At 71.2% G+C, this 18196-nt stretch carries 16 protein-coding genes; 6 read left to right on the top strand and 10 right to left on the bottom strand.

The window, feature by feature from the left end:
* Positions 1 to 3: 3 nt before the first annotated feature.
* Both ACSHV8_RS23220 and ACSHV8_RS23225 read right to left on the bottom strand, forming a co-directional pair.
* Complete coding sequence (locus ACSHV8_RS23220; protein WP_436535855.1) at positions 4 to 1131, bottom strand: sugar ABC transporter substrate-binding protein; 1128 nt, start codon at positions 1129 to 1131, stop codon at positions 4 to 6.
* A gap of 373 nt (positions 1132 to 1504) precedes the next feature.
* On the bottom strand, positions 1505 to 3901 hold the full coding sequence (locus ACSHV8_RS23225; protein WP_436535856.1) for a ricin-type beta-trefoil lectin domain protein: 2397 nt from the start codon (positions 3899 to 3901) through the stop codon (positions 1505 to 1507).
* Positions 3902 to 4103: 202 nt separating this feature from the next.
* Here ACSHV8_RS23225 and ACSHV8_RS23230 point away from each other — a divergent pair, with 202 nt between their 5' ends.
* Complete coding sequence (locus ACSHV8_RS23230; RefSeq protein WP_436535857.1) at positions 4104 to 4856, top strand: FadR/GntR family transcriptional regulator; 753 nt, start codon at positions 4104 to 4106, stop codon at positions 4854 to 4856.
* Here ACSHV8_RS23230 and ACSHV8_RS23235 read toward each other — a convergent pair.
* From ACSHV8_RS23235 to ACSHV8_RS23260, 6 genes are all read right to left on the bottom strand, one after another.
* Entirely contained in the window at positions 4845 to 5816 is a 972-nt protein-coding gene (locus ACSHV8_RS23235; RefSeq protein WP_436535858.1) for an aldo/keto reductase, read from the bottom strand. The genes ACSHV8_RS23230 and ACSHV8_RS23235 overlap by 12 nt on opposite strands.
* A complete protein-coding gene (locus ACSHV8_RS23240; protein WP_436535859.1) occupies positions 5813 to 6619 on the bottom strand; it encodes an amidohydrolase family protein in 807 nt (268 codons plus the stop codon). The genes ACSHV8_RS23235 and ACSHV8_RS23240 overlap by 4 nt, the downstream gene beginning before the upstream one ends.
* Complete coding sequence (locus tag ACSHV8_RS23245) at positions 6616 to 7761, bottom strand: mandelate racemase/muconate lactonizing enzyme family protein (RefSeq protein WP_436536881.1); 1146 nt, start codon at positions 7759 to 7761, stop codon at positions 6616 to 6618. The genes ACSHV8_RS23240 and ACSHV8_RS23245 overlap by 4 nt, the downstream gene beginning before the upstream one ends.
* A 34-nt stretch (positions 7762 to 7795) precedes the next feature.
* Positions 7796 to 8692: a carbohydrate ABC transporter permease gene (locus ACSHV8_RS23250; RefSeq protein ID WP_436535860.1), complete on the bottom strand. Its 897-nt coding sequence runs from the start codon at positions 8690 to 8692 to the stop codon at positions 7796 to 7798.
* Positions 8693 to 8695: 3 nt separating this feature from the next.
* Positions 8696 to 9541 carry a carbohydrate ABC transporter permease gene (locus ACSHV8_RS23255; protein WP_436535861.1) on the bottom strand — a complete coding sequence of 282 codons (846 nt, stop codon included), beginning with the start codon at positions 9539 to 9541 and terminating at the stop codon, positions 8696 to 8698.
* An 80-nt stretch (positions 9542 to 9621) separates the two neighbouring features.
* The gene (locus tag ACSHV8_RS23260) at positions 9622 to 10983 is read right to left on the bottom strand and encodes an ABC transporter substrate-binding protein (RefSeq protein ID WP_436535862.1); all 1362 of its coding nucleotides are present in this window, start codon (positions 10981 to 10983) and stop codon (positions 9622 to 9624) included.
* A 117-nt stretch (positions 10984 to 11100) separates the two neighbouring features.
* Between ACSHV8_RS23260 and ACSHV8_RS23265 the strand changes: the two genes are divergently transcribed.
* Positions 11101 to 12129, top strand: a complete 1029-nt coding sequence (locus tag ACSHV8_RS23265; protein WP_436535863.1) for a zinc-dependent alcohol dehydrogenase — start codon at positions 11101 to 11103, stop codon at positions 12127 to 12129.
* A complete protein-coding gene (locus ACSHV8_RS23270) occupies positions 12126 to 12881 on the top strand; it encodes an SDR family oxidoreductase (protein ID WP_436535864.1) in 756 nt (251 codons plus the stop codon). Before ACSHV8_RS23265 ends, ACSHV8_RS23270 begins: the two co-directional genes overlap by 4 nt.
* A gap of 6 nt (positions 12882 to 12887) precedes the next feature.
* On the opposite strand, the gene ACSHV8_RS23275 is transcribed toward ACSHV8_RS23270, so the two are convergent.
* Positions 12888 to 13592, bottom strand: a complete 705-nt coding sequence (locus ACSHV8_RS23275; RefSeq protein ID WP_436535865.1) for an alpha/beta fold hydrolase — start codon at positions 13590 to 13592, stop codon at positions 12888 to 12890.
* 298 nt (positions 13593 to 13890) lie between these two features.
* Between ACSHV8_RS23275 and ACSHV8_RS23280 the strand changes: the two genes are divergently transcribed.
* Both ACSHV8_RS23280 and ACSHV8_RS23285 read left to right on the top strand, forming a co-directional pair.
* The gene (locus ACSHV8_RS23280; RefSeq protein ID WP_436535866.1) at positions 13891 to 15354 is read left to right on the top strand and encodes a dihydrolipoyl dehydrogenase family protein; all 1464 of its coding nucleotides are present in this window, start codon (positions 13891 to 13893) and stop codon (positions 15352 to 15354) included.
* Positions 15351 to 16361 (top strand): MsnO8 family LLM class oxidoreductase, encoded by a 1011-nt coding sequence (locus ACSHV8_RS23285; protein ID WP_436535867.1) that lies wholly within the window; start codon positions 15351 to 15353, stop codon positions 16359 to 16361. Before ACSHV8_RS23280 ends, ACSHV8_RS23285 begins: the two co-directional genes overlap by 4 nt.
* Here the strand turns inward: ACSHV8_RS23285 and ACSHV8_RS23290 are convergent.
* Positions 16322 to 17584 carry a cytochrome P450 family protein gene (locus tag ACSHV8_RS23290; protein ID WP_436535868.1) on the bottom strand — a complete coding sequence of 421 codons (1263 nt, stop codon included), beginning with the start codon at positions 17582 to 17584 and terminating at the stop codon, positions 16322 to 16324. The two genes, ACSHV8_RS23285 and ACSHV8_RS23290, sit on opposite strands and share 40 nt — an antisense overlap.
* A 220-nt stretch (positions 17585 to 17804) precedes the next feature.
* On the opposite strand from ACSHV8_RS23290, the gene ACSHV8_RS23295 reads away from it, so the two are divergent.
* Positions 17805 to 18194, top strand: coding sequence for an OsmC family protein (locus ACSHV8_RS23295; RefSeq protein ID WP_436535869.1), 390 nt, complete (start codon positions 17805 to 17807; stop codon positions 18192 to 18194).
* Positions 18195 to 18196 lie beyond the last annotated feature (2 nt).

The raw sequence follows: 18196 nt of genomic DNA on the forward strand, positions 1-18196 counted from the left end.
CCGTCACTGGTGGGCGATGGCGCCGGACCGGTCGACGAGCTTGGCGTCCGTGGACGAGCCCTCGTACCGGGTCTGGTTGTCCTGGTAGGTGCCGACCTTGTCCTTGGTCACGAACAGCAGGCCGGTGTTGGTCTGCGCCGGGGAGAGCAGACCGCCGGAGATCTTGTACAGGTACAGGTAGAGAACCGGCAGGAAGCCCTGCAGGTAGGGCTGCTGGTCGATGGTGTAGTCGAGATCGCCCGACTTGATCGAGGCCAGCGTCTCCGGGATGAGATCGAAACCGCCGGCCACCTTCAGCCCCTTGGCCCGCAGGCCGTACTTCTTGACCGTCTGGCCGACCGCCTGGGTCGAGCCGGCGTCGACCGCCAGCATCCCGGCCAGGCCGGCGTGGCCCTGGGCGTAGGCGTCGACGATGGACAGGCCCTTGGTGACGTCGGCGTTGGTGGCCACCGCGGTGAACCGCACCGCGCCGCCGGCGTCGGCGAACGCCTGCTGGGCGCCGTCGATGCGCGGCTGGATGTTGAGCTGCCCGGGCGTGGCGATGAAACCCACCACCTCGCCGGACTGCACCTGGGTCAGCGCCCGCTGCCCGAGGGTGTAGCCGGATTCATAAAGACCCTGGCCGACGTACGCGAGGCGGTTGGTGCCCGGGTCGTCGCGGGCGCCGTCGGCGTTGTACGAGACCACCGGGATCCCGGCGTCGAGGGCCTGGTCGACCGGGGCCTTGAAGGCCGCCTTGTCGACGACCGCGATGGCCAGCCCGTCGGCCTTGCCGCTGATCGCCGTGTTGGTGGCGTTGACCATCTCGGCCACGACCGAGTTCTGCGAGCCGGTCCACTGGTACGAGCAGCCGAGCAGCTTGCAGGCGTCGGCGGCGCCGTACTGGGTGGCGGTGAAGAACGGGTTGGTGGTGACGTGGTTGACGAAGACGAATTTCCAGGCCGGGGTCTTCGGGAAGTTCCCGATCGCGTCGGCGGCGGTCTTGGTGTCCTTGGCGCACGCGGCGAGCAGTCCGGTCGCCGCCAGCGAGGCGCTGGCCAGCCCGGTGCCGGCCAGCAGCCGGCGGCGGGTCGTCCCGCGCGGATCGAGTCGGTCGGCCGCCTGCTCGACGACCCGGGGTGTTCCGGCCATGTCGCGATCCTCCTGTCGGTCGCCCGCGGGCCACGCCGAACCGGTGGACGGGCGCACCCGGCCGTGCCCGCCGGGGGTGCCGGCGGACAGGGCGGGGCGGGGCGTGTGCGGGGCTGAGCCGGTGCGGCGGATGCGCGTCACGGGACGGCGCGCTCGGTGGCGTCGGGTGCCATCGGGATTCCCACCGTGGCCGGACGATGCTGGTCTCACTGGACAGTGGCAATCTAACTCTCGATTGATCCCATGTCCATAGTCGACCGCACACACCTGAGCAACAAGTTGGCACCACGATACGGCGATATGAACCGATTAGACGAGAACTATGTGACCACCTCTGCCTTGATTCATGGGATGTATCGCCGGCGGTGGCGGGTCAGGCGCCCGTGGTCCATCGCTGGTTCGCGCCGCCGTTGCAGGTCCACAGCACCACGGCGGTGCCGTTGGCCGTCCCGGCGCCGGTCACGTCCAGGCACAGGCCCGACCGGATGTCGGTGATGGTCCCGTCGGCGTTGATCCGCCACTGCTGGCCGGCTCCCCCGGTGCACGACCAGATCCGGACCTGGGTGCCGGCCGAGGTGTTCGGGGCGTCGAGACACTTGGTGCCGTACACGGTCAGCTGGTTGCCGGAGGTCGCCGTCCATCGCTGGTTGGCACCGCCGTTGCAGTCCCAGATCTGCACGAGCGTCCCGTCGGACTGGCTCTGGCCGTTGACGTCCAGGCAGCGGTTGGCGCCCGCGCCGCGAATCTCGCCGGTGGCGCTCGACCCGCCGCCGAGCGAGGTGACCGACAGGTTGTCGAACTGGGCCGTCACGCCCTGCCCGGTGGCGTACCCGATCTGCCCGGCGATCCACGCGGAGTCGGTGGCGCTGCCCACCGTGGTGCCGTCGATCGCCGCGGTCAGGGTGCTGCCGTTGAGGGCGAGCGACAGCCGATGCCAGCGGCCGGTGCCCAGCGCCGACGTGGTTCCGCTGGCCAGCGTGCGCTGGTTGCCGCTGGTGTCGTTGCTGCGGATCGACCACGAGCCGCTGTCGGCCACCCGCAGGTAGTAGGCGCTGAGGTTCTGCGGGCCGTCGTGGTTGTAGTTGCCGGCCCGGCCGACGAGCTGCACGTAGCCGCTCTTCTCCAGCAGGACGTCGGTGGCCACGGTGTAGTTGCGCCAGTTGAGGTCGCCGAGCAGAGTGAACGGTTCGGCGTGACCCGACGTCCAGAAGATCGGGGCCTGTTCCGACATCTGCCGTACGCATTGACCGGACCGGCCGCCCCCGCACCCGGTCACCTCGAACGAGCCCTGGTGATCCGAGAGGTACTTGGCTTCCCGGCCGCTCTGGTAGCCGTCGAAGTTGTCGCTGTAGGGCAGCGGCAGCGCGGCCTGGGCCGGGCTGGTCGCGCTGCCCTTGCCCTGCCCGGTCGTGGTGGTGATGCTGTAGACGTAGCCGGGCTGCACGGTCAGCGAGAACGACCCGTTGGCCGGGGTGATGTCGCTGCGCCGCACGAAGTGCTCGGCCGGATTGCTCGACCGCACGTTGGTCGACCACACGTGCACGGTCCCCGCCGACAGCCCGCCGGTGACGGTGAACTGCAGGTCCTGGGCCGATCCGGCGTCCATCGTCTCGATGACGGTGCTGTAGTCGCCGGTGCTCGGGGACCGCAACGACACGTAGCTGCCGTTGTTGCGGTTGCCGCCGAGGTATCCGGTGGAGCTGTCGAGATAGCGCCAGCCGGGGGCGGTGAACTGGGTCGTCTGGGCCATGACCCAGGTGTTGCGGCCGATCGAGTAGTAGCCGGACCAGGGCTGCGGGGCGACCGCCACCCCCGTGGTCGACCAGGGGATGTTCGGGGTGATCGCGGCGATGACCGGCCAGTTCAGGTACGCGGTCATCTTTCCGTCGATGTAGTCGCGGTTGATGCCCCGGGCCAGCGCCGGCGCCCCGGCGTTGTAGTCGTCCGAGCCGTTCTCGCTGGCCCACAGCGTCTCGCCCGAGTTCACCGCGTTCGTCGAGCTCGGGCAGTTGGTCTGCGCGCTGCGGTAGCCGCAGACGTAGTGGCTGCCGACCACCGACACGGCGGACGCGAACGCGGAGTCGCGCAGCGCGTCGTCGGCCGAACCCCAGCCGAACTCGTCCGAGGCCACGATCTTGACGCCGGCGTATCCCCGCGAGTTCAGTGCCGAGCGCAGGTTCTTGTACCAGGACAGGTCGCGGCCCCGCTCGTTCCAGCCGCCCAGATAGTCGATCGTCAGGCCGTGCGAGGTGGCGCACCCGAGCCAGGCGATCAGGTAGTCGATGGAATCGCTGGACCAGAAGTTGCCGTTGCCGATCCAGCCCGGCGCGCCCCAGGACAGCCCGACGAGCTTGATGTTCGGGTTACGGGCCTTGGCCTGACCCATCAGCCACCACTCGTAGCCGCGGTCGCAGTTCACGACGCCCCGGGTGTGCTCGTGGCTCGGCTCGGCGCCGGAGGTCGAGTTCGTGTCCCCGCCGATCTCCACCTTCATGATCTGCATGGCCGCGCCGTAGCCGGGCTTGAACAGGTAGTCGAGGATGTCGCTGCGCTGCGGTTCCGGATAGTCGGCCAGCAGGCGGCTGTTGCCACCCCCGCCGCTGATCGCGCCGACCCCGTCGAAGACCCGCCCGCCGGACGAGCCGTTGATGGTGATCGCGGTCGCGGCCCGCGCCGGCGCCGGGAGCGCGAACAGCGCACCGGCCAGCGTCAGCAGCAATGCCGCCGCCCCGGCTCGATAGCGGGATATCCAGTTCGATCGCGTAGTCATGAACACGGTCCTTTCCGCCGGACGGTTACACAGTCGTTAAATTAACGTTTCCCGGGTGACCCGTCAAATGACGTACGTCAATTAGCTTTTAATGTTTCGACTTTTCCGGCGACGTCGGCATAACGCTTTCGAAAAATAAATATTATTGGTGCCGGACGAACCATTTCGACGCGGTCGGCCGGCGCTCGGTAGGATTTCGGGCATGACGGCTCAGCCCGACGCGTTCAGCCTCCCGCCCCGCCGCCGTGCCGAGCGGTTGAGCGTCGCCGTCGTCACCGAGCTCGTCGAGCTGATCGTCACCGGCCAGCTCGCCGAGGGTCAGCTGCTCCCGCCCGAGGGGCCGTTGAGCGAGCATTTCGGGGTGAGCCGCACGGTGATCCGCGAGTCGGCCAAGCGGCTGGAGGAGAAGGGCCTGGTGATCATCGCCCAGGGCCGGGGAACGCAGGTCGCGCGGTCCGGGCTGTGGAACATGCTGGACCCGGTCGTGCTGTCCGCCCTCATCGACAACGACGAGTCGCTGGGGGTGCTGGACGAGCTCACCGTGGTCCGCGGGCACCTGGAGTCGGCCATGGCCGGTGCGGTGGCCACCCATCGCACGGCCGAGGAACTCGTCCGCCTCGAACACGCGCTCGACGTGATGCGCGAGATGCAGCACGAGAGCGACTCGTTCCGGCAGGCCGACGTGGTCTTCCACCTCACCGTGATGGAGCTGTCCGGCAACCGGCTGGCCGAGAACATCGCCAAGCGGCTCTACCTGCGCGCGCTGGAGAGCAACCGCTTCCAGGGCCTGCGGTACAAGGACGCGTTCCGCTCCACCATCGACGAGCACGCCGTCGTGCTGGACGCCATCAGACGTCAGGACGCCGCCGTCGCTGAGCAGGCGATGCGCGAGCACATCATCGGGTCCTGGCGGCAGCGCCGGTTCGAGCCGCCGCCGGCCGACTCACCCGGCTGAGAAGGCCCGCAGATCGCGCCACAGCCCGGCCGGGATCCCGGCGCGGAACCGCCGCAGGTTCTCGTCGACCTCCTGCGGCGAACGCATGCCGACGACGATCGCGTCCACCGCGGGGTGCCGCAGCGGGAAGGCAAGCGCCGCCGCCGGCAGGTCCACGCCGTGCCCGGCGCAGATCTCCGCGAGGCGCCCGGCCCGCCGGAGCGTTTCCGGGTCGGCCGGGCGGTACTCGTAGGTCGCGTCCGGCGCGGGCCGGGCGGTGGCCAGCAGTCCCGTGGCGAAGACACCGGCCGCGACCACGGCCACGCCGGCCGCCGCGGCCGGTTCGAGCACCGGGTCGAGCGCGGCCCGGTCGAGCAGCGAGTACCGGTTGGCCAGCATCACCACGTCGACCAGGCCCTCCTCGATGAGCGGCCGCAGCCCGGCGGTCGCGTTGGTACCGATCCCGACCGCGCTGACCAGGCCGGCCTGCTTCAGCCGGGCCAGCGCGGCCAGGCCCTGCCGGGCGGCGCCGTCCCACGCCTGGTCGGGGTCGTGCACCAGGGCGAGGTCGATCGTGTCCAGGCCCAGCCGGGTCAGGCTCTGCTCCAGCGAGCGCCGCACCCCGCCGGCCGAGAAGTCCCAGCGCCGGCGCAGGTCGCCGGGGACGGCGAAACCCTCGGTGTCCCACCGGGCCGGGGGCGAGGCGGGTTCGAGCAGCCGGCCGACCTTGGTGGAGACGACGAACTCGTCGCGGGGACGGCCCCGTAGCCCGGCGCCGATCCGGCGTTCGGACAGGCCGAGGCCGTAGTGCGGGGCGGTGTCGAAGTAGCGGATGCCACCGTCCCAGGCCCGGGCCATGACCTGGGCCGCCGTGTCGTCGCTGATCGGGCCGGCGAAGTTGCCCAGCGGGGAGCCGCCGAGCCCGAGGACACCCGGCCCGCCCTGGGCGCGGGCCAGGATCGGGCCGGCGACGCCGGTCATCGCCCGATCCGGTAGAAGGCCGACCCGGTCCCGGACAGGATCGCCCGGCGTTCGTCCCCGCTCAGCCGCGCCAGCAGCGTGTCCACGGTGACGCGCCAGGCCGGGGCGCCCCGGCCCAGTTCGGCGACCGGCCAGTCCGAGCCGTACATGAGCCGGTCGGGTCCGAACGTGTCCAAAGCGATGTCGACCGCCTGGCGGGCCCGGTCCGGGTCGGTGCCGGCCAGGCCGGAGATCTTCGCCCAGGTGTTGGGGCGCCGGGCCAGTTCCCGCAGGTCCGCAGCCCAGGTCACGATGTCGTCGGTGTCGGCGACGCCACCGAGGTGGTCGACGACGAACCGGACACCGGAACAGCGCGCGGCCAGCGTCGCGGCCGGACCCAGTTGCCGGGCCCGGACGACCAGGTCGAACCCGAGGCCCCGCTCCCCCGCCCGGTCGAGCCCGGCGGCCACCTCGGGCCGGCTCAGCCAGCCCGGATCGGGATCGAGGTGGGCCAGATGCCGAAGGCCCACGAGACGGTCCGGGCCGAGGGCGTCGAGCTGGCGTTGCGCATCCCCGGTCAGATCGATCCAGCCGACCACCCCGGCGATGCGCGGGCCGCCGTGCGCCAGCAGGCGCCGGGTCTCGGGCAGGCTGTTGCTGGACTGGACGACCACGGCCGCGTCCATGCCGGTGGCGGTCAGCATCAGGTCGAGGTCGGGCGGGCCGAAGTCGCGGTCGATCGCGGCCATCGTCGCCGGGTCGATCCACGGCTGCGGGTCGGTGGCGCGGTCCCAGAGGTGGACGTGGCTGTCCAGCCCGCTCATGACAGTGCGCCGGCGTCGGGGACCAGGCGCAGCCCGGCCCGCTGCGGACGCACGTGCGGGCCCGCGGTCGCGGCGGGCGGGTCGACCGCCCGTACGGAATGAATGAGGTTTTCGTGCACCTGGATGCCCAGGCCCGGTTCGTCACCCAGGACGATGCCCCCGTCCTGGTACTGCTGATCCACGCTGAGACCGATCGGGGAGGTCAGCGACTGGACCTCGAAGGCCAGGTGGTTGGGCACCGCGGCGGCTGCGTGGGCGACCGGATTGGCGTGGTAGGCCACCGGGCTCACCGGCAGGTCCCGGCCGTGGGCCAGGGTGGCCACCCGCAGGAAGTGGGTGATCCCCCAGACGTTGCCGACCTGGACGATGTCGATCGCGTCGGCGTCCAGCAGCGGCCGGTACTGTTCGAGGCCGGTCAGGTTCTCACCGGTGGCGACGGCGGCGCGGACCCCCCGGCGGACCGCGGCCAGCCCGGCGGCGTCCCAGCGGCGCACCGGCTCCTCGATCCAGGTCAGGTCGACGACGCGTTCCAGCGCGGTCACGTACCGCACGGCCTGGGTGCGGTTCCAGGACTCGTTGGCGTCGAACATCAGGGCGGGCTGGGCCGAGTTGCGGCCCAGGACGTCGCGCAGTGCCTCCAGCCGGCGCAGGTCGTGCGGCAGGTCCCGGCCACCCTTCAGCTTGCCCGCGCTGAACCCGCGGTCGGCGAACTGCTGGTAGAGCCGGATGAGCGCGTCGTCATCCAGGGCGATGTCCAGACCGGAGGCATATCCGGGTACGAACCGGTCGAGCGCGCCGAGGGTCCGCCACAACGGCTCGCCCGCGGCCTTGGCCTTCAGATCCCACAGCGCCGTGTCGATCGCGCCGATCGCGCCGAACGTCGCCCCGGTGTGCCCGGTCTTGAAGACCCGGTCCAGCATCCGGTCGTAGAGGGCGGTCACCCCTCGCGGGTCCTGGCCCTCGACGGCGCCGAAGACCCGGTCGATGTCGCCGTGCGCGCCCAGGCCCACGCCCTCGATCCCGGCGTCGGTCTCCAGGATCAGCACGTGCACCTCGGTTCGCGGCCCGGGCATCACCCCGTTGGCGTCGCCGGTCGACCGGCCCCAGTCGTGCTCGGTGGTCAGGCTGCGGTAGCCGGTCACCTTCAACGTTGGCTCCTCATCGGTAGTACACGCCTCACTCCTTGGTCCCGCCCGCCGTCATGCCGGCGACCAGGAACCGCTGGGAGAAGAGGAAGACGATCAGCACCGGCAGCACCGAGACGACGGTGGCCAGCGCGAGCGTCGGCAGCTGCACCGACTGCGTGCCGGCCGAACTCGGGTTGAACGCCGGCGTCGAGGCGAGCAGGGAGGTCAGGCCCACCTGGATCGGATAGCCGTCGCTGGAGGGCAGCATCACGAACGGCAGGAAGAAGTTGTTCCAGCTCTGCACGAAGCTGAAGAACGCCACCAGGGCGACGATCGGCGCGGCCAGCGGCAGCGCCACCTTGCTGAACACCTGGAACTCGTGGCAGCCGTCGATGCGGGCGGCGGCCAGCAGATCCCGGGGGATGCTGGTGGAGAAGTAGATGTAGGTGAGGTAGACCCCGAACGGGAAGAACGACATCGGCAGGATCACCGAGAACGGGCTGCCGATCAGGCCCACCTTGGTCAGCTCCAGGAAGATCGGCAGGACCAGTGCGGTGTTCGGGATCAGCATGACGATGAGCGTGAGCACCAGCAGCAGGCGCCGGAACCGGAACCGGGTCAGGGCCAGCGCGTAGCCGGCCGGGATGCCGGCGATCAGGGCGATGACCAGCGCGCCGACCGCGTACAGGGCCGAATTGCCGATCCAGGCGGTGACCGCACCGTCCTGGAACGCGAACATCTGCTCCCCGTTGGTCCGCAGGCCATCGAGGCCGCCGATCGAGAACGGGTGGCCGGTGGTCAGTTCCCGGGCCGACTTGGTGGTGGCCAGCAGCAGCCAGACGATCGGGATGGCAAAGAACAAGACGAAGATCAAAACCACGACCGAGGCGATCGTACGGCCGCTCCAGCCGCTGATCCCCGGCTTGCCGATGTTTGCTGTGCTCATCGTTCAGTCCGTCTCGAACAGGCCGCCGCGCAGGACGAACACCGCCGACAGCGCGAGGGCGATCACCAGCAGGATCAGGGAGATGGCGGCGGCGCCGTTGAAGTCGTTCTGCTGGAACGCGTACTGGTAGGCGAGCTGGTTGAGCGAGTAGTCGTTGGGCACGATCGCGTTGCTGGCCTGCGACAACAGCTGCGGCTCGACGAACAGCTGGGTGCCCGCGGCCAGCGACATGATGCCCATGTACGAGATCCACTTGCGCAGCAGCGGCAGCTGGATGTGCCAGGCGGTCTGCCACCGGCCGGCGCCGTCGATGCGGGCGGCCTCGATCACGTCGGCGCTGATGTTGTTGAGCGCGCCGTACATGATCACGATCCAGCCGCCGGCGCCGGTCCAGAACGCGATGACGGCGAAGATCGGCGGCAGGTTGCCCGGCACGATGACCTGCACGAAACTGTCCAGCCCGAACAGTCGCAGCAGGCCACCGATCGGGCTGGCCGTCGGGTCGAGCAGGAACAGCCAGAGCAGGACGCTCGACGCGCCGGCCAGCGCCCCGGGCAGGTAGAAGATCAGTCGCAGGGTGCTGCTGAGCCAGCGCAGCCGGATCGTGTGCACCAGGACGGCCAGCGCGGTGACCAGCACGATCAGCGCGGCCAGCCAGATGACCAGGTAGAGGGCGACGTGCCCGGCGGCCGGGAGGAACCGGAAGTCGCCGAGCACCTTGGTGAAGTTGGCGAGCCCGGCGAACCCGCCGTCCGCGTCGGTGAAGGCCAGGTAGAGCGCGTACAGGGCGGGCAGGACGCCGAAGGCGAGGGTCAGCGCCGTGTACAGGGCGACGAAGCCGTAGCTCATCGCGCTGCCCGAGCCTGCGGGGTGCGTCCGGCCGGGCCGGCGGCGGGTCCCCGCCACCGGCCGTAGTGCTTGGGCTGTGGTCACTTGACCGTGTAACCGTCGACCTGGGCCTGGTTCTTGATCGCGTCCTGCCAGGCGGGCAGCATGTCGACCAGGCTCTTACCGGCGGCGATCTGCGGGGTCATGGTCTTGGCCCAGATCGCCTCCTGGCTGAAGATCCCGGATCCCCAGCCGTCCCAGATCTCGGTGCCGGCCTTGACGACCGCCTGCAGGTCGGTGGCGTAGTAGCCGCTCGACTCCTGCTTCTTGATCCACTTTTCGCCGGCCGCGGCGAAGGCCGGATAGCCGGGGGCGACGTTCACCTGGTAGTCGTCGGCGGTCGTGACGAACGTGGCGAACTTCGAGGCCGCCGCCAGGTTCTTCGAGTGGCTGCTGATGAACCAGGTGCCGCCGCCGACGTTGCCGGTCACCGCGGGCTCGCCCGGCCAGGCCAGCGGCGCGGCGACGCCGAGCTGTCCCTTGGCGACGTTGAGCGACTGCGGGTTGTTGAAGATCGCACCGGCGTACCAGGCCGGTCCGGGCAGGACCAGGACCTTGTCGGCATACTTCTGCACGAACTCGGGGGTGAAGACGCTGACGTTGGGCGTGGTCCCGTTCTTGATCAACGTGTCGAGCATCGAGGCGGCCCGCTTGCACTCGTTGCTGCCGGTGTTCACGGTGACCGCCTTCGGCCCGGTGATGCCGTTGGCCTGGCACTTGCTGGACCAGAAGTAGGTCTCCGGCGTCCAGGCGTCGCCGACCGTGCCGACGATGTACCCGGGGTGCTGCGCGGCGACCTTCTCGCCCAGCGCCTGGTACTCCGGCCAGGTGGTCGGCACGGACAGGCCGAGCTTGGCCAGCAGGCTCTTGTTGTACCAGAGGACGACCTGGGCCAGGTCGTTGCGCAGGCAGTAGACCTTGCCCTCGACGGTGCACGGATTCAGCGAGCCCGGGGTGAAGCCGTCGAGAGTCGCCTTGTCGACCAGGCCGCCGCCGAGGACCGCCGCGAAGGGCTGCTTGCCGCCACTGCCCTGGCTGGCCCACGCGGCGTCGTTGTTCTGTGTGGAGAACACGACGTCCGGCCAACCACTGCCGGCCCGATCGAACAACTGGATCTTGGTACGGAAGGAGTTCGAACCGTTGGCCGACCCGTCATAGGTGACCACTTTGACCGGCACCTCGGGATGGGCCGCCTGGAAGGCCTTGACCGCGCCCGCCCGGTCGGCGTCCACCCAGACCGTGATCTCGGCTTTCTCGTCCTGCGCGACCTGCGGGAAGCCGTAGGAGCCGGCCGACGTGTCACCGCCGCCACCGCCCTTGCTGCAGGCGCTCAGAAGCAGGGCGAGGGACAGCAGGCCGGTTATGACGTGGCGACCTCGTCGCTCGCTGAACATTCCACCCATATCGACATCCTTTGTCGGATCAACCTGTTGACGGGGGGTTCATCGCCACGAAATATAAGAGCATACGTATTACCTTTGCAAGGGATGCACAAGCGTCGACATGGAGAGGACTCCCGGATGAAGGGCGTCGCCTACCTCGGACAGGGCCGGCTCGAAACCGTCGAGCGCGAGGCCGAGCCACCCGGCCCCGGCCAGCTGCAGGTGGCGGTCGCCTACTGCGGGCTCTGCGGGACCGACCTGCACATCGTGCACGGCAACATGGACACCCGGGTCCGCCGGCCACTGGTCTTCGGCCACGAGACCTCCGGAACCGTGGCCGCGGTCGGCGCCGGCGTGACCGGCTGGGCGGTCGGTGACCCGCTGACCGTCATGCCCCTGCTCTGGGACGGGAGCTGCTCGGCCTGCCTCGCCGGGCACCAGCACATCTGCGAGAACCTGGTCTTCGTCGGCATCGACTCCCCCGGCGGGCTGCAGCAACGCTGGAACGTGCCGGCCGCGATCGCCGTACCGCTGCCGGCCGGCCTGGACCTGCGGACCGCGGCGCTGGTCGAACCGGTCGCGGTGGCGGTGCACGACGTTCGCCGGGCCCAGGTGCAGGTCGGTGACCGGGTCGTCGTGCTCGGCGGCGGCCCGATCGGCGTCCTGATCGCCGTCGTGGCCCGGGACGCCGGGGCTGACGTGCTGCTGGCCGAGGTCGACGACTCCCGCCGGGCCCGCGCCGCCGAGCTCGGCTTCGCCGTGATCGATCCCGCGACGGCCGACCTCCCGGCCGAAGTGGCACGCCGCACCGCCGGGGCCGGCGCCGACGTCGTGTTCGAGGTCTCCGGGGCCGCCGCCGCGGCCCGATCGGCCACTGCGCTGGCCAAGGTGCGGGGAACCATCGTCGTGGTCGCCATCCACGCCGCGCCCCGCGAGATCGACCTGCAGCGGGTGTTCTGGCGCGAGCTGCGGCTGCTGGGCACCCGGGTCTACCAGCGCTCGGACGTCGACCGGGCGATCGGGCTGCTCCATCGTGGCCGGATCCCGGCCGACCCACTGATCTCCGGTGTGGTCGCGCTGGAGGAGACCGCGCGGGCGATCGCCGACCTCTCGGCCGGACGGGCGATGAAGATCCTGGTCGACGTGGCCGGGACGGGGCCGTCATGAACCGGCTCTTCGACCTCACCGGACGGCTCGCGGTCGTCACCGGCGCCCGCCGGGGCATCGGCCGCGCCATGGCCGAGGCCCTCGCCGCCGCGGGCGCCGACATCATCGGCGTCAGCACCCATCAGCGCGACGACGACGAGGTGGCCGCCGCGGTCCGCGATCAGGGCCGCAGCTTCGAGGGGTACGCGGTGGACTTCGCCGACCGTGACGCGGTCGTGGAGCTGGGCGCCGAACTCGCCGGGCGGGCCCCCGACATCCTGATCAACAACGCCGGGACGATCGAACGGGCGCCGGCCGCCCAGCACCCGCTGCAGTGGTGGGACCGGGTGATCGAGGTCGACCTGTCCAGCCAGTTCGCCCTGACCCAGCTGGTCGCCCGCCCGATGCTGGACCGAGGTAGCGGCAAGATCGTGTTCACCGCGAGCCTGCTCAGCTTCCAGGGCGGCATCAACGTGCCCGGATACGCCGCGGCCAAGTCCGGGATCGCCGGGCTGACCCGGGCCCTGGCCAACGAGTGGGCCGCCCGCGGGGTCAACGTCAACGCCATCGCGCCGGGCTACATCGCCACCGACAACACGGCGGCCCTGCGCGACGACCCCGGCCGCTCCCGCGCGATCCTGGACCGGATCCCGGCCGGCCGCTGGGGGCGCGGCGACGATCTCGCGGGAGCGGCCGTCTTCCTGGCCTCCTCGGCCTCGGACTACGTCTCGGGCGCGATCATCCCGGTGGACGGTGGCTGGCTCGGACGCTGACCGGGCTCACCCGGCGCGGGCGGCGGTCAGGATCAGGTCGGCGACCTCGCCCGGGTGCGAGACGAGGACCGCGTGCGAGGCGTCGGCGACCTCGACGATCGACGTCGCGCCGGCCCGCTCGGCCATGGACCGCTGAAGGCCGAGCGGGATGTTGCGGTCGGCGCCGGCCAGCAGGAACCACGACGGCACCGACTTCCACGCCGGCGTGCCCGACCCCTCGGTCAGCACGACGTCGCGCACCGGCCGCTGCGTCGCGGCCAGCAGGTCCGCCTCCGCGATCGGCAGGTCCGCGGCGAACTGCTCGCGGAACAGGTCGGGCTCGATGTACAGGTCGTTGGTGCCGTCGGCCAGGGGAACCGCCCGCAGCGTCCGGCCGAGGGTGCTCCCAGAATCCTGCCCCTGGACCTGGCCGACGCTCTCGCCCTCGACCGGCGCGAACCCGGCGATGTAGACCAGGGCCCGGACGTGGTCGTGACCTCGGGCGGCGTTGGTGATGACCGAACCGCCGTAGGAGTGGCCGACGAGCACCACGGGCCCGTCGATCGAGCCGATCAGGCTGGACACCGACGAGGCGTCACCGGCCAGGCCGCGCAGCGGGTTGGCCGCCGCGACGACCCGGTGGCCGGCGTCGCGCAGCCGGGGAATCACGCCGGCCCAGCTCGTCGACTCGGCGAAAGCGCCGTGGACAAGCACGATGGTGGAATCAGACATAGCCCGCAACGGTAGGGGCGCCGGCCCTCCACGGATACGTTTTCCGGCCGGGACCGGGGGTGTGACCGCACTCACCGGGGCGACCCCCGGGAGACCCGGCCGAGAGCACATTCAAAAACGACATCAAACCCGCTTTCGACGTACGCCGGAAATTGTCTTTTCATCGCCGAAGGCGTGACCGAGGTCCGGCCTTTGTGACACGGGTCGAGGCCCGGGTTTTTACGGATTCTTGGCGTGCCAACGGCTGGGAGGCTCGCCGGAAAGGCGAACAAGCGCCTGCCGGGAGAGGAATCGAACCATGCACAACCCCGTACCGGAGGTGTCCTCCGACGCCGTGTACGACGTGATCGTGCTCGGCGCCGGGCCGGTCGGACAGAACGTGGCCGCCCGGGCGCGGGCGGGCGGCCTGTCCGTCGCCGTGGTGGAGCGCGAACTGGTCGGCGGCGAGTGCTCCTACTGGGCGTGCATCCCCAGCAAGGCGATGCTGCGGCCGGTCGTCGCGGTCGCCGAGGCCCGGCGGCTCGACGGCGCGCGGCAGGCGGTCACCGGCCCGGTCGACGCCGCCGGCGTGTTCCGCACCCGGGATCGGCACGTCAGCTCGTGGGACGACACCGGGCAGGCCCAAGGGCTCGTCGACCTGGGCGTCCACCTGGTTCGCGGGCACGGCCGGGTGGACGGGCCGCGGCGCGTGGCCGTCGCCACCCCCGGGGACGAGATCGTGCGGCTGGCCGCCCGGCACGCGGTGGTGGTCTGCACCGGCAGCGGGGCCGCCGTGCCGGACATGCCGGGGATCGCCGAGGCCCGGGTCTGGACCAACCGCACGGCCACCGACACCTCGAAGGTCCCGGCCCGGCTCGCGGTCGTCGGCGCCGGACCGGTCGGCGTCGAGATGGCCACCGCATGGCAGGGCCTCGGATCGGCCGTCACCCTGATCGCCCGGGAGGCCCGGGTGCTGCCGCAGTTCGAGGACTTCGCCGGCGATCTGGTCGGGGCCGCACTCCGGCAGGCCGGCGTAGACGTCCGGCTCGACGCCACGGTGACGTCCATGCGCCGGCCGTCCCCGACCGGCCCGGTGACGCTGCGGCTCGACGACCACAGTGAGGTCGAGGCCGACGAGGTGCTCGTGGCCGTGGGCCGGGTGCCGCTCACCGGGGACCTCGGCCTGGAGTCGGTGGGGCTTTCGCCGGGGCTGTGGCTCGACGTGGACGACACCTGCCGGGTCCGCGGCATCGACGGCGGCTGGCTGTACGCGGCCGGCGACGTCAACCATCGGGCTCTGCTCACCCACCAGGGCAAATACCAGGCGCGGATCGTCGGCGAGGCCATCGCCGCGCAGGCCGCCGGGCGGACACTGGACACCTCGCCGTGGGGCCGGCACGCGGCGACCGCCGACCTCCACGCCCTGCCGCAGGTCGTCTTCAGCGATCCCGAGGTCGCCGCGGTGGGCCTGTCGGCCGAGCGGGCCGGCCGGGACGGGCGGGCCATCCGGGTGGTCGACGTCGACCTGGCCGACACGGTGATGGGCGCCCGCTTGTACGCCGACGACTACGTCGGGCGGGCCCGCCTGGTCCTGGACAGCGCGACCGACCACGTCCTGGGCGTGACGTTCGTCGGCTTCGGCGTCACCGAACTGCTGCACTCGGCCACCGTCGCGGTGGCCGGCCAGGTTCCGGTCAGCCGCCTCTGGCACGCGGTCCCGTCCTTCCCCACGATCAGCGAGGTGTGGCTGCGGCTGCTCGAAGCCCTGCGGGACGCTCGATGAGCACCGCGGGCTCGATGAGCACCGCGGCTGAGCCCACGATCGGTGTGCCGTTGTCGGCCCTGGAAGTTCTCGCCGGGGACAACCGGCACGACCGGGCGGCGATCGCGCCCCGGCTCGCCGAGGTCGCCCGGGTGGCCGAGAAATCCGGATACCGACGAATCTGGTACGCCGAGCATCACCGCGCCGCGTCCAACCTGGACTTTCCGCCGCCGGTGATGGTGGCGCACATCGCCGCCGGCACCTCCACCATCCGGGTCGGCGCGGGCGGGGTGCTGGCCCCCAACCACGCCCCGATCCTGGTCGGCGAACAGTTCCGTGCCCTCGAACGGCTGCACCCGGGCCGCATCGATCTCGGCATCGGCCGCGGGCCCGGCACCCTCGACCCGGCCGCCGCCCGCGCCCTGCGGTGGGGCGCCGAACCCGCCTCGGACAGCGAATACCGCGGCCTGGTCGAGAACATCCTGACCGAGGTGACGGCCGCCCCGAGCAACCCGCAACCGTGGCTGCTCGTCTCCAGCCCGAACGGCGCGCGGCTGGCGGCCGAACTCGGCCTGCCGATCGCCTTCGCCTATCACATCCGGCCGCAGCCGGCCGCCGAGGCGATCGCCGCGTACCGGGCCGCCTTCACCCCGTCGGCCTGGGCCACGAGCCCTCGAGTGATCCTGAGCGTGACGGTGACCTGCGCCGACACCGAGGAACGGGCCGCGGCGCTGATCCGGCCGAACGAGATCTTCATGGCCGGACTGATGACCGGGGCCGGCGCGCGGGACCTGCTCGACCCGCGGACGGCGGCCGGCTACGAGTTCAGCCCGGCCGAACGAGAGGTGCTGCCCCGGCTGCGGGACAGCCAGATCCACGGCACACCGGACTCGGTGGCGGCGGCGCTGGCCGGGCTGGTGGCCCGGTTCGCCGCCGACGAGCTGATGATCTTCAGTCCGATCGTGGACCCGGACGACCGGGCCCGATCCTACGAGCTGGTGGCCTCGCGGTCGGATCCGCCGAGCTGACCTGACCGCAGGCGGACCGGCAGGCTGACGTGGCCGTTGCCCAGGATGCTGGGCAACGGCGCCAGCCGATCGGCCGGCTCGGCCAGTTCCAGATCCGGGAAGCGGTCGAAGAGCCCGGCCAGCGCGATCCGGCCCTCGGCCCGGGCCAGCGGCGCACCCAGGCAGTAGTGGACCCCGTGCCCGAAGGCCAGATGCGGCTTCTCCGGGCGGGTGACGTCGAAGACCCCGGCCGACGCCCCGAGATGCTTGGGGCTGTTGCTGGCGGCACCGAACGACGGCAGGATCGCCTCCCCCTGACCGATGGTGACGCCGCCGGGCAGCTCGATGTCCTCGACCGCGTACCGCATCGGCATGTGACTGACCGGCGCGGACACCCGCAACGCCTCCTCGATCACGTCCTCCCAGCCGGCCCGTCCGGCCCGCACGTGCCCGAGCTGTCGCGGATCGGCCAGCAGCCCGGTGACCGCCGCATCGATCAGGTTCACGGTCGTCTCGTAGCCGGCCGCGACGATCAGCAGCAGCGTGTCGATCAGCTCCCGGGCGGTCAGCGCGGTGCCGTCGGTCTCGTCGTCCCGGGTGGCGATCAGCCCCGACGTCAGGTCGTCGGCCGGATGCGCCCGCTTGAGCTCGATCAGCTCGGTGAGCAGGGTGTAGACGTCGGTCGTGGCGGCCAGCGCCTGCTCGGCGGTGCCCGTCGTGTTCCAGATCCGGTCGATCGTCTCCTTGAACGACACGCGCATCCCGTCCGGGATCCCGAGCAGGTCGCTCATGACCCGGACGGGCAGCTGGACCGCGTACGCGGAACGCAGGTCGACGACGTCGCCGTCGGCCCGGGCCAGCCGCTCCAGCAGCTCGCCGGTGTTCCGCTCGATCGACGGGACGAGAGCGTCCAACCGGCGCGCGGCGAAGACCGGGGCGACCAGGCGCCGGAGCCGGCGGTGCGCGTGGCCGTACGCGGTGAACATGTTGTCCACCGAAACCTGCAGGTAGAGCGGCCACTTCCCGACGATCTCGCCGTCGATGAACCGTGGCCAGTGCTGACGCGGGTCCTTCGACACCCGCGGGTCCACGAGCAGCTGCCGCAGCAGATCCGGGTCGCCGACCGCCCAGGCGAGCTCCCCGAGAACGTCCACCAGGACCGGGCCCGGGGCCGCGTGCAGAACGCTCTCCTCCTCGGCCCGCCGCCGGGCCGTGGGATCGAGGACCAGTCGTTCGCGTTGCATGTGATCTCTCCCATGTCGAACCGAGAGCGCGCGCTGCCTCCGCGCGCTCACTGGCCTCTACTCCGGAAGCCGGCCCCGGTTCGACGGCACGCGCCGGAATTCCGGCGGCCGGCAGCGCGGTGGTGCCGCACTCCCCCGGTCGCGTGGCTCGGGTGATCTCCGGCGTTTCCCGCAGACCTGCGCCCCGGGGCACAATGATCGTGAGCGGAGGAGGACAGCGGTGGAGCAGTTCGCGGTGGTGGTCGGGGCCGGCACGGGCCGATCGGATCAGCCCGGGGCGGTCCGGTTCCCGCATCGGTGGACGGATGAGGGTGTCACCGTCGAGTCCGACTTCACCGGGGCTCACCTGCTGCACCTGGCCGCCGCCGGTTGTGTCCTCAACGACGTCTACCGGGAGGCGGCCGGGCTGAACATTCCGGTCGACGGGGTGCGGGTGACCGCCTCGGGCGGCTTCGACACCACGACCTGGGCCTCGACCGGTATCACCTACCGGGTCGACCTGCGCTCGCCCGCCTCGGCCGAGGATCAGGCCCGGCTGCTGGCCCGGGTCGACGAGGTGGCCGAGATTCCCCGCGCGATCCGGGCCGGCGCTCCGGTACAGCGCCTTTAAAA

It is taken from the genome of Actinoplanes sp. HUAS TT8, assembly GCF_051380535.1.
Taxonomy (GTDB): Bacteria; Actinomycetota; Actinomycetes; order Mycobacteriales; family Micromonosporaceae; genus Actinoplanes.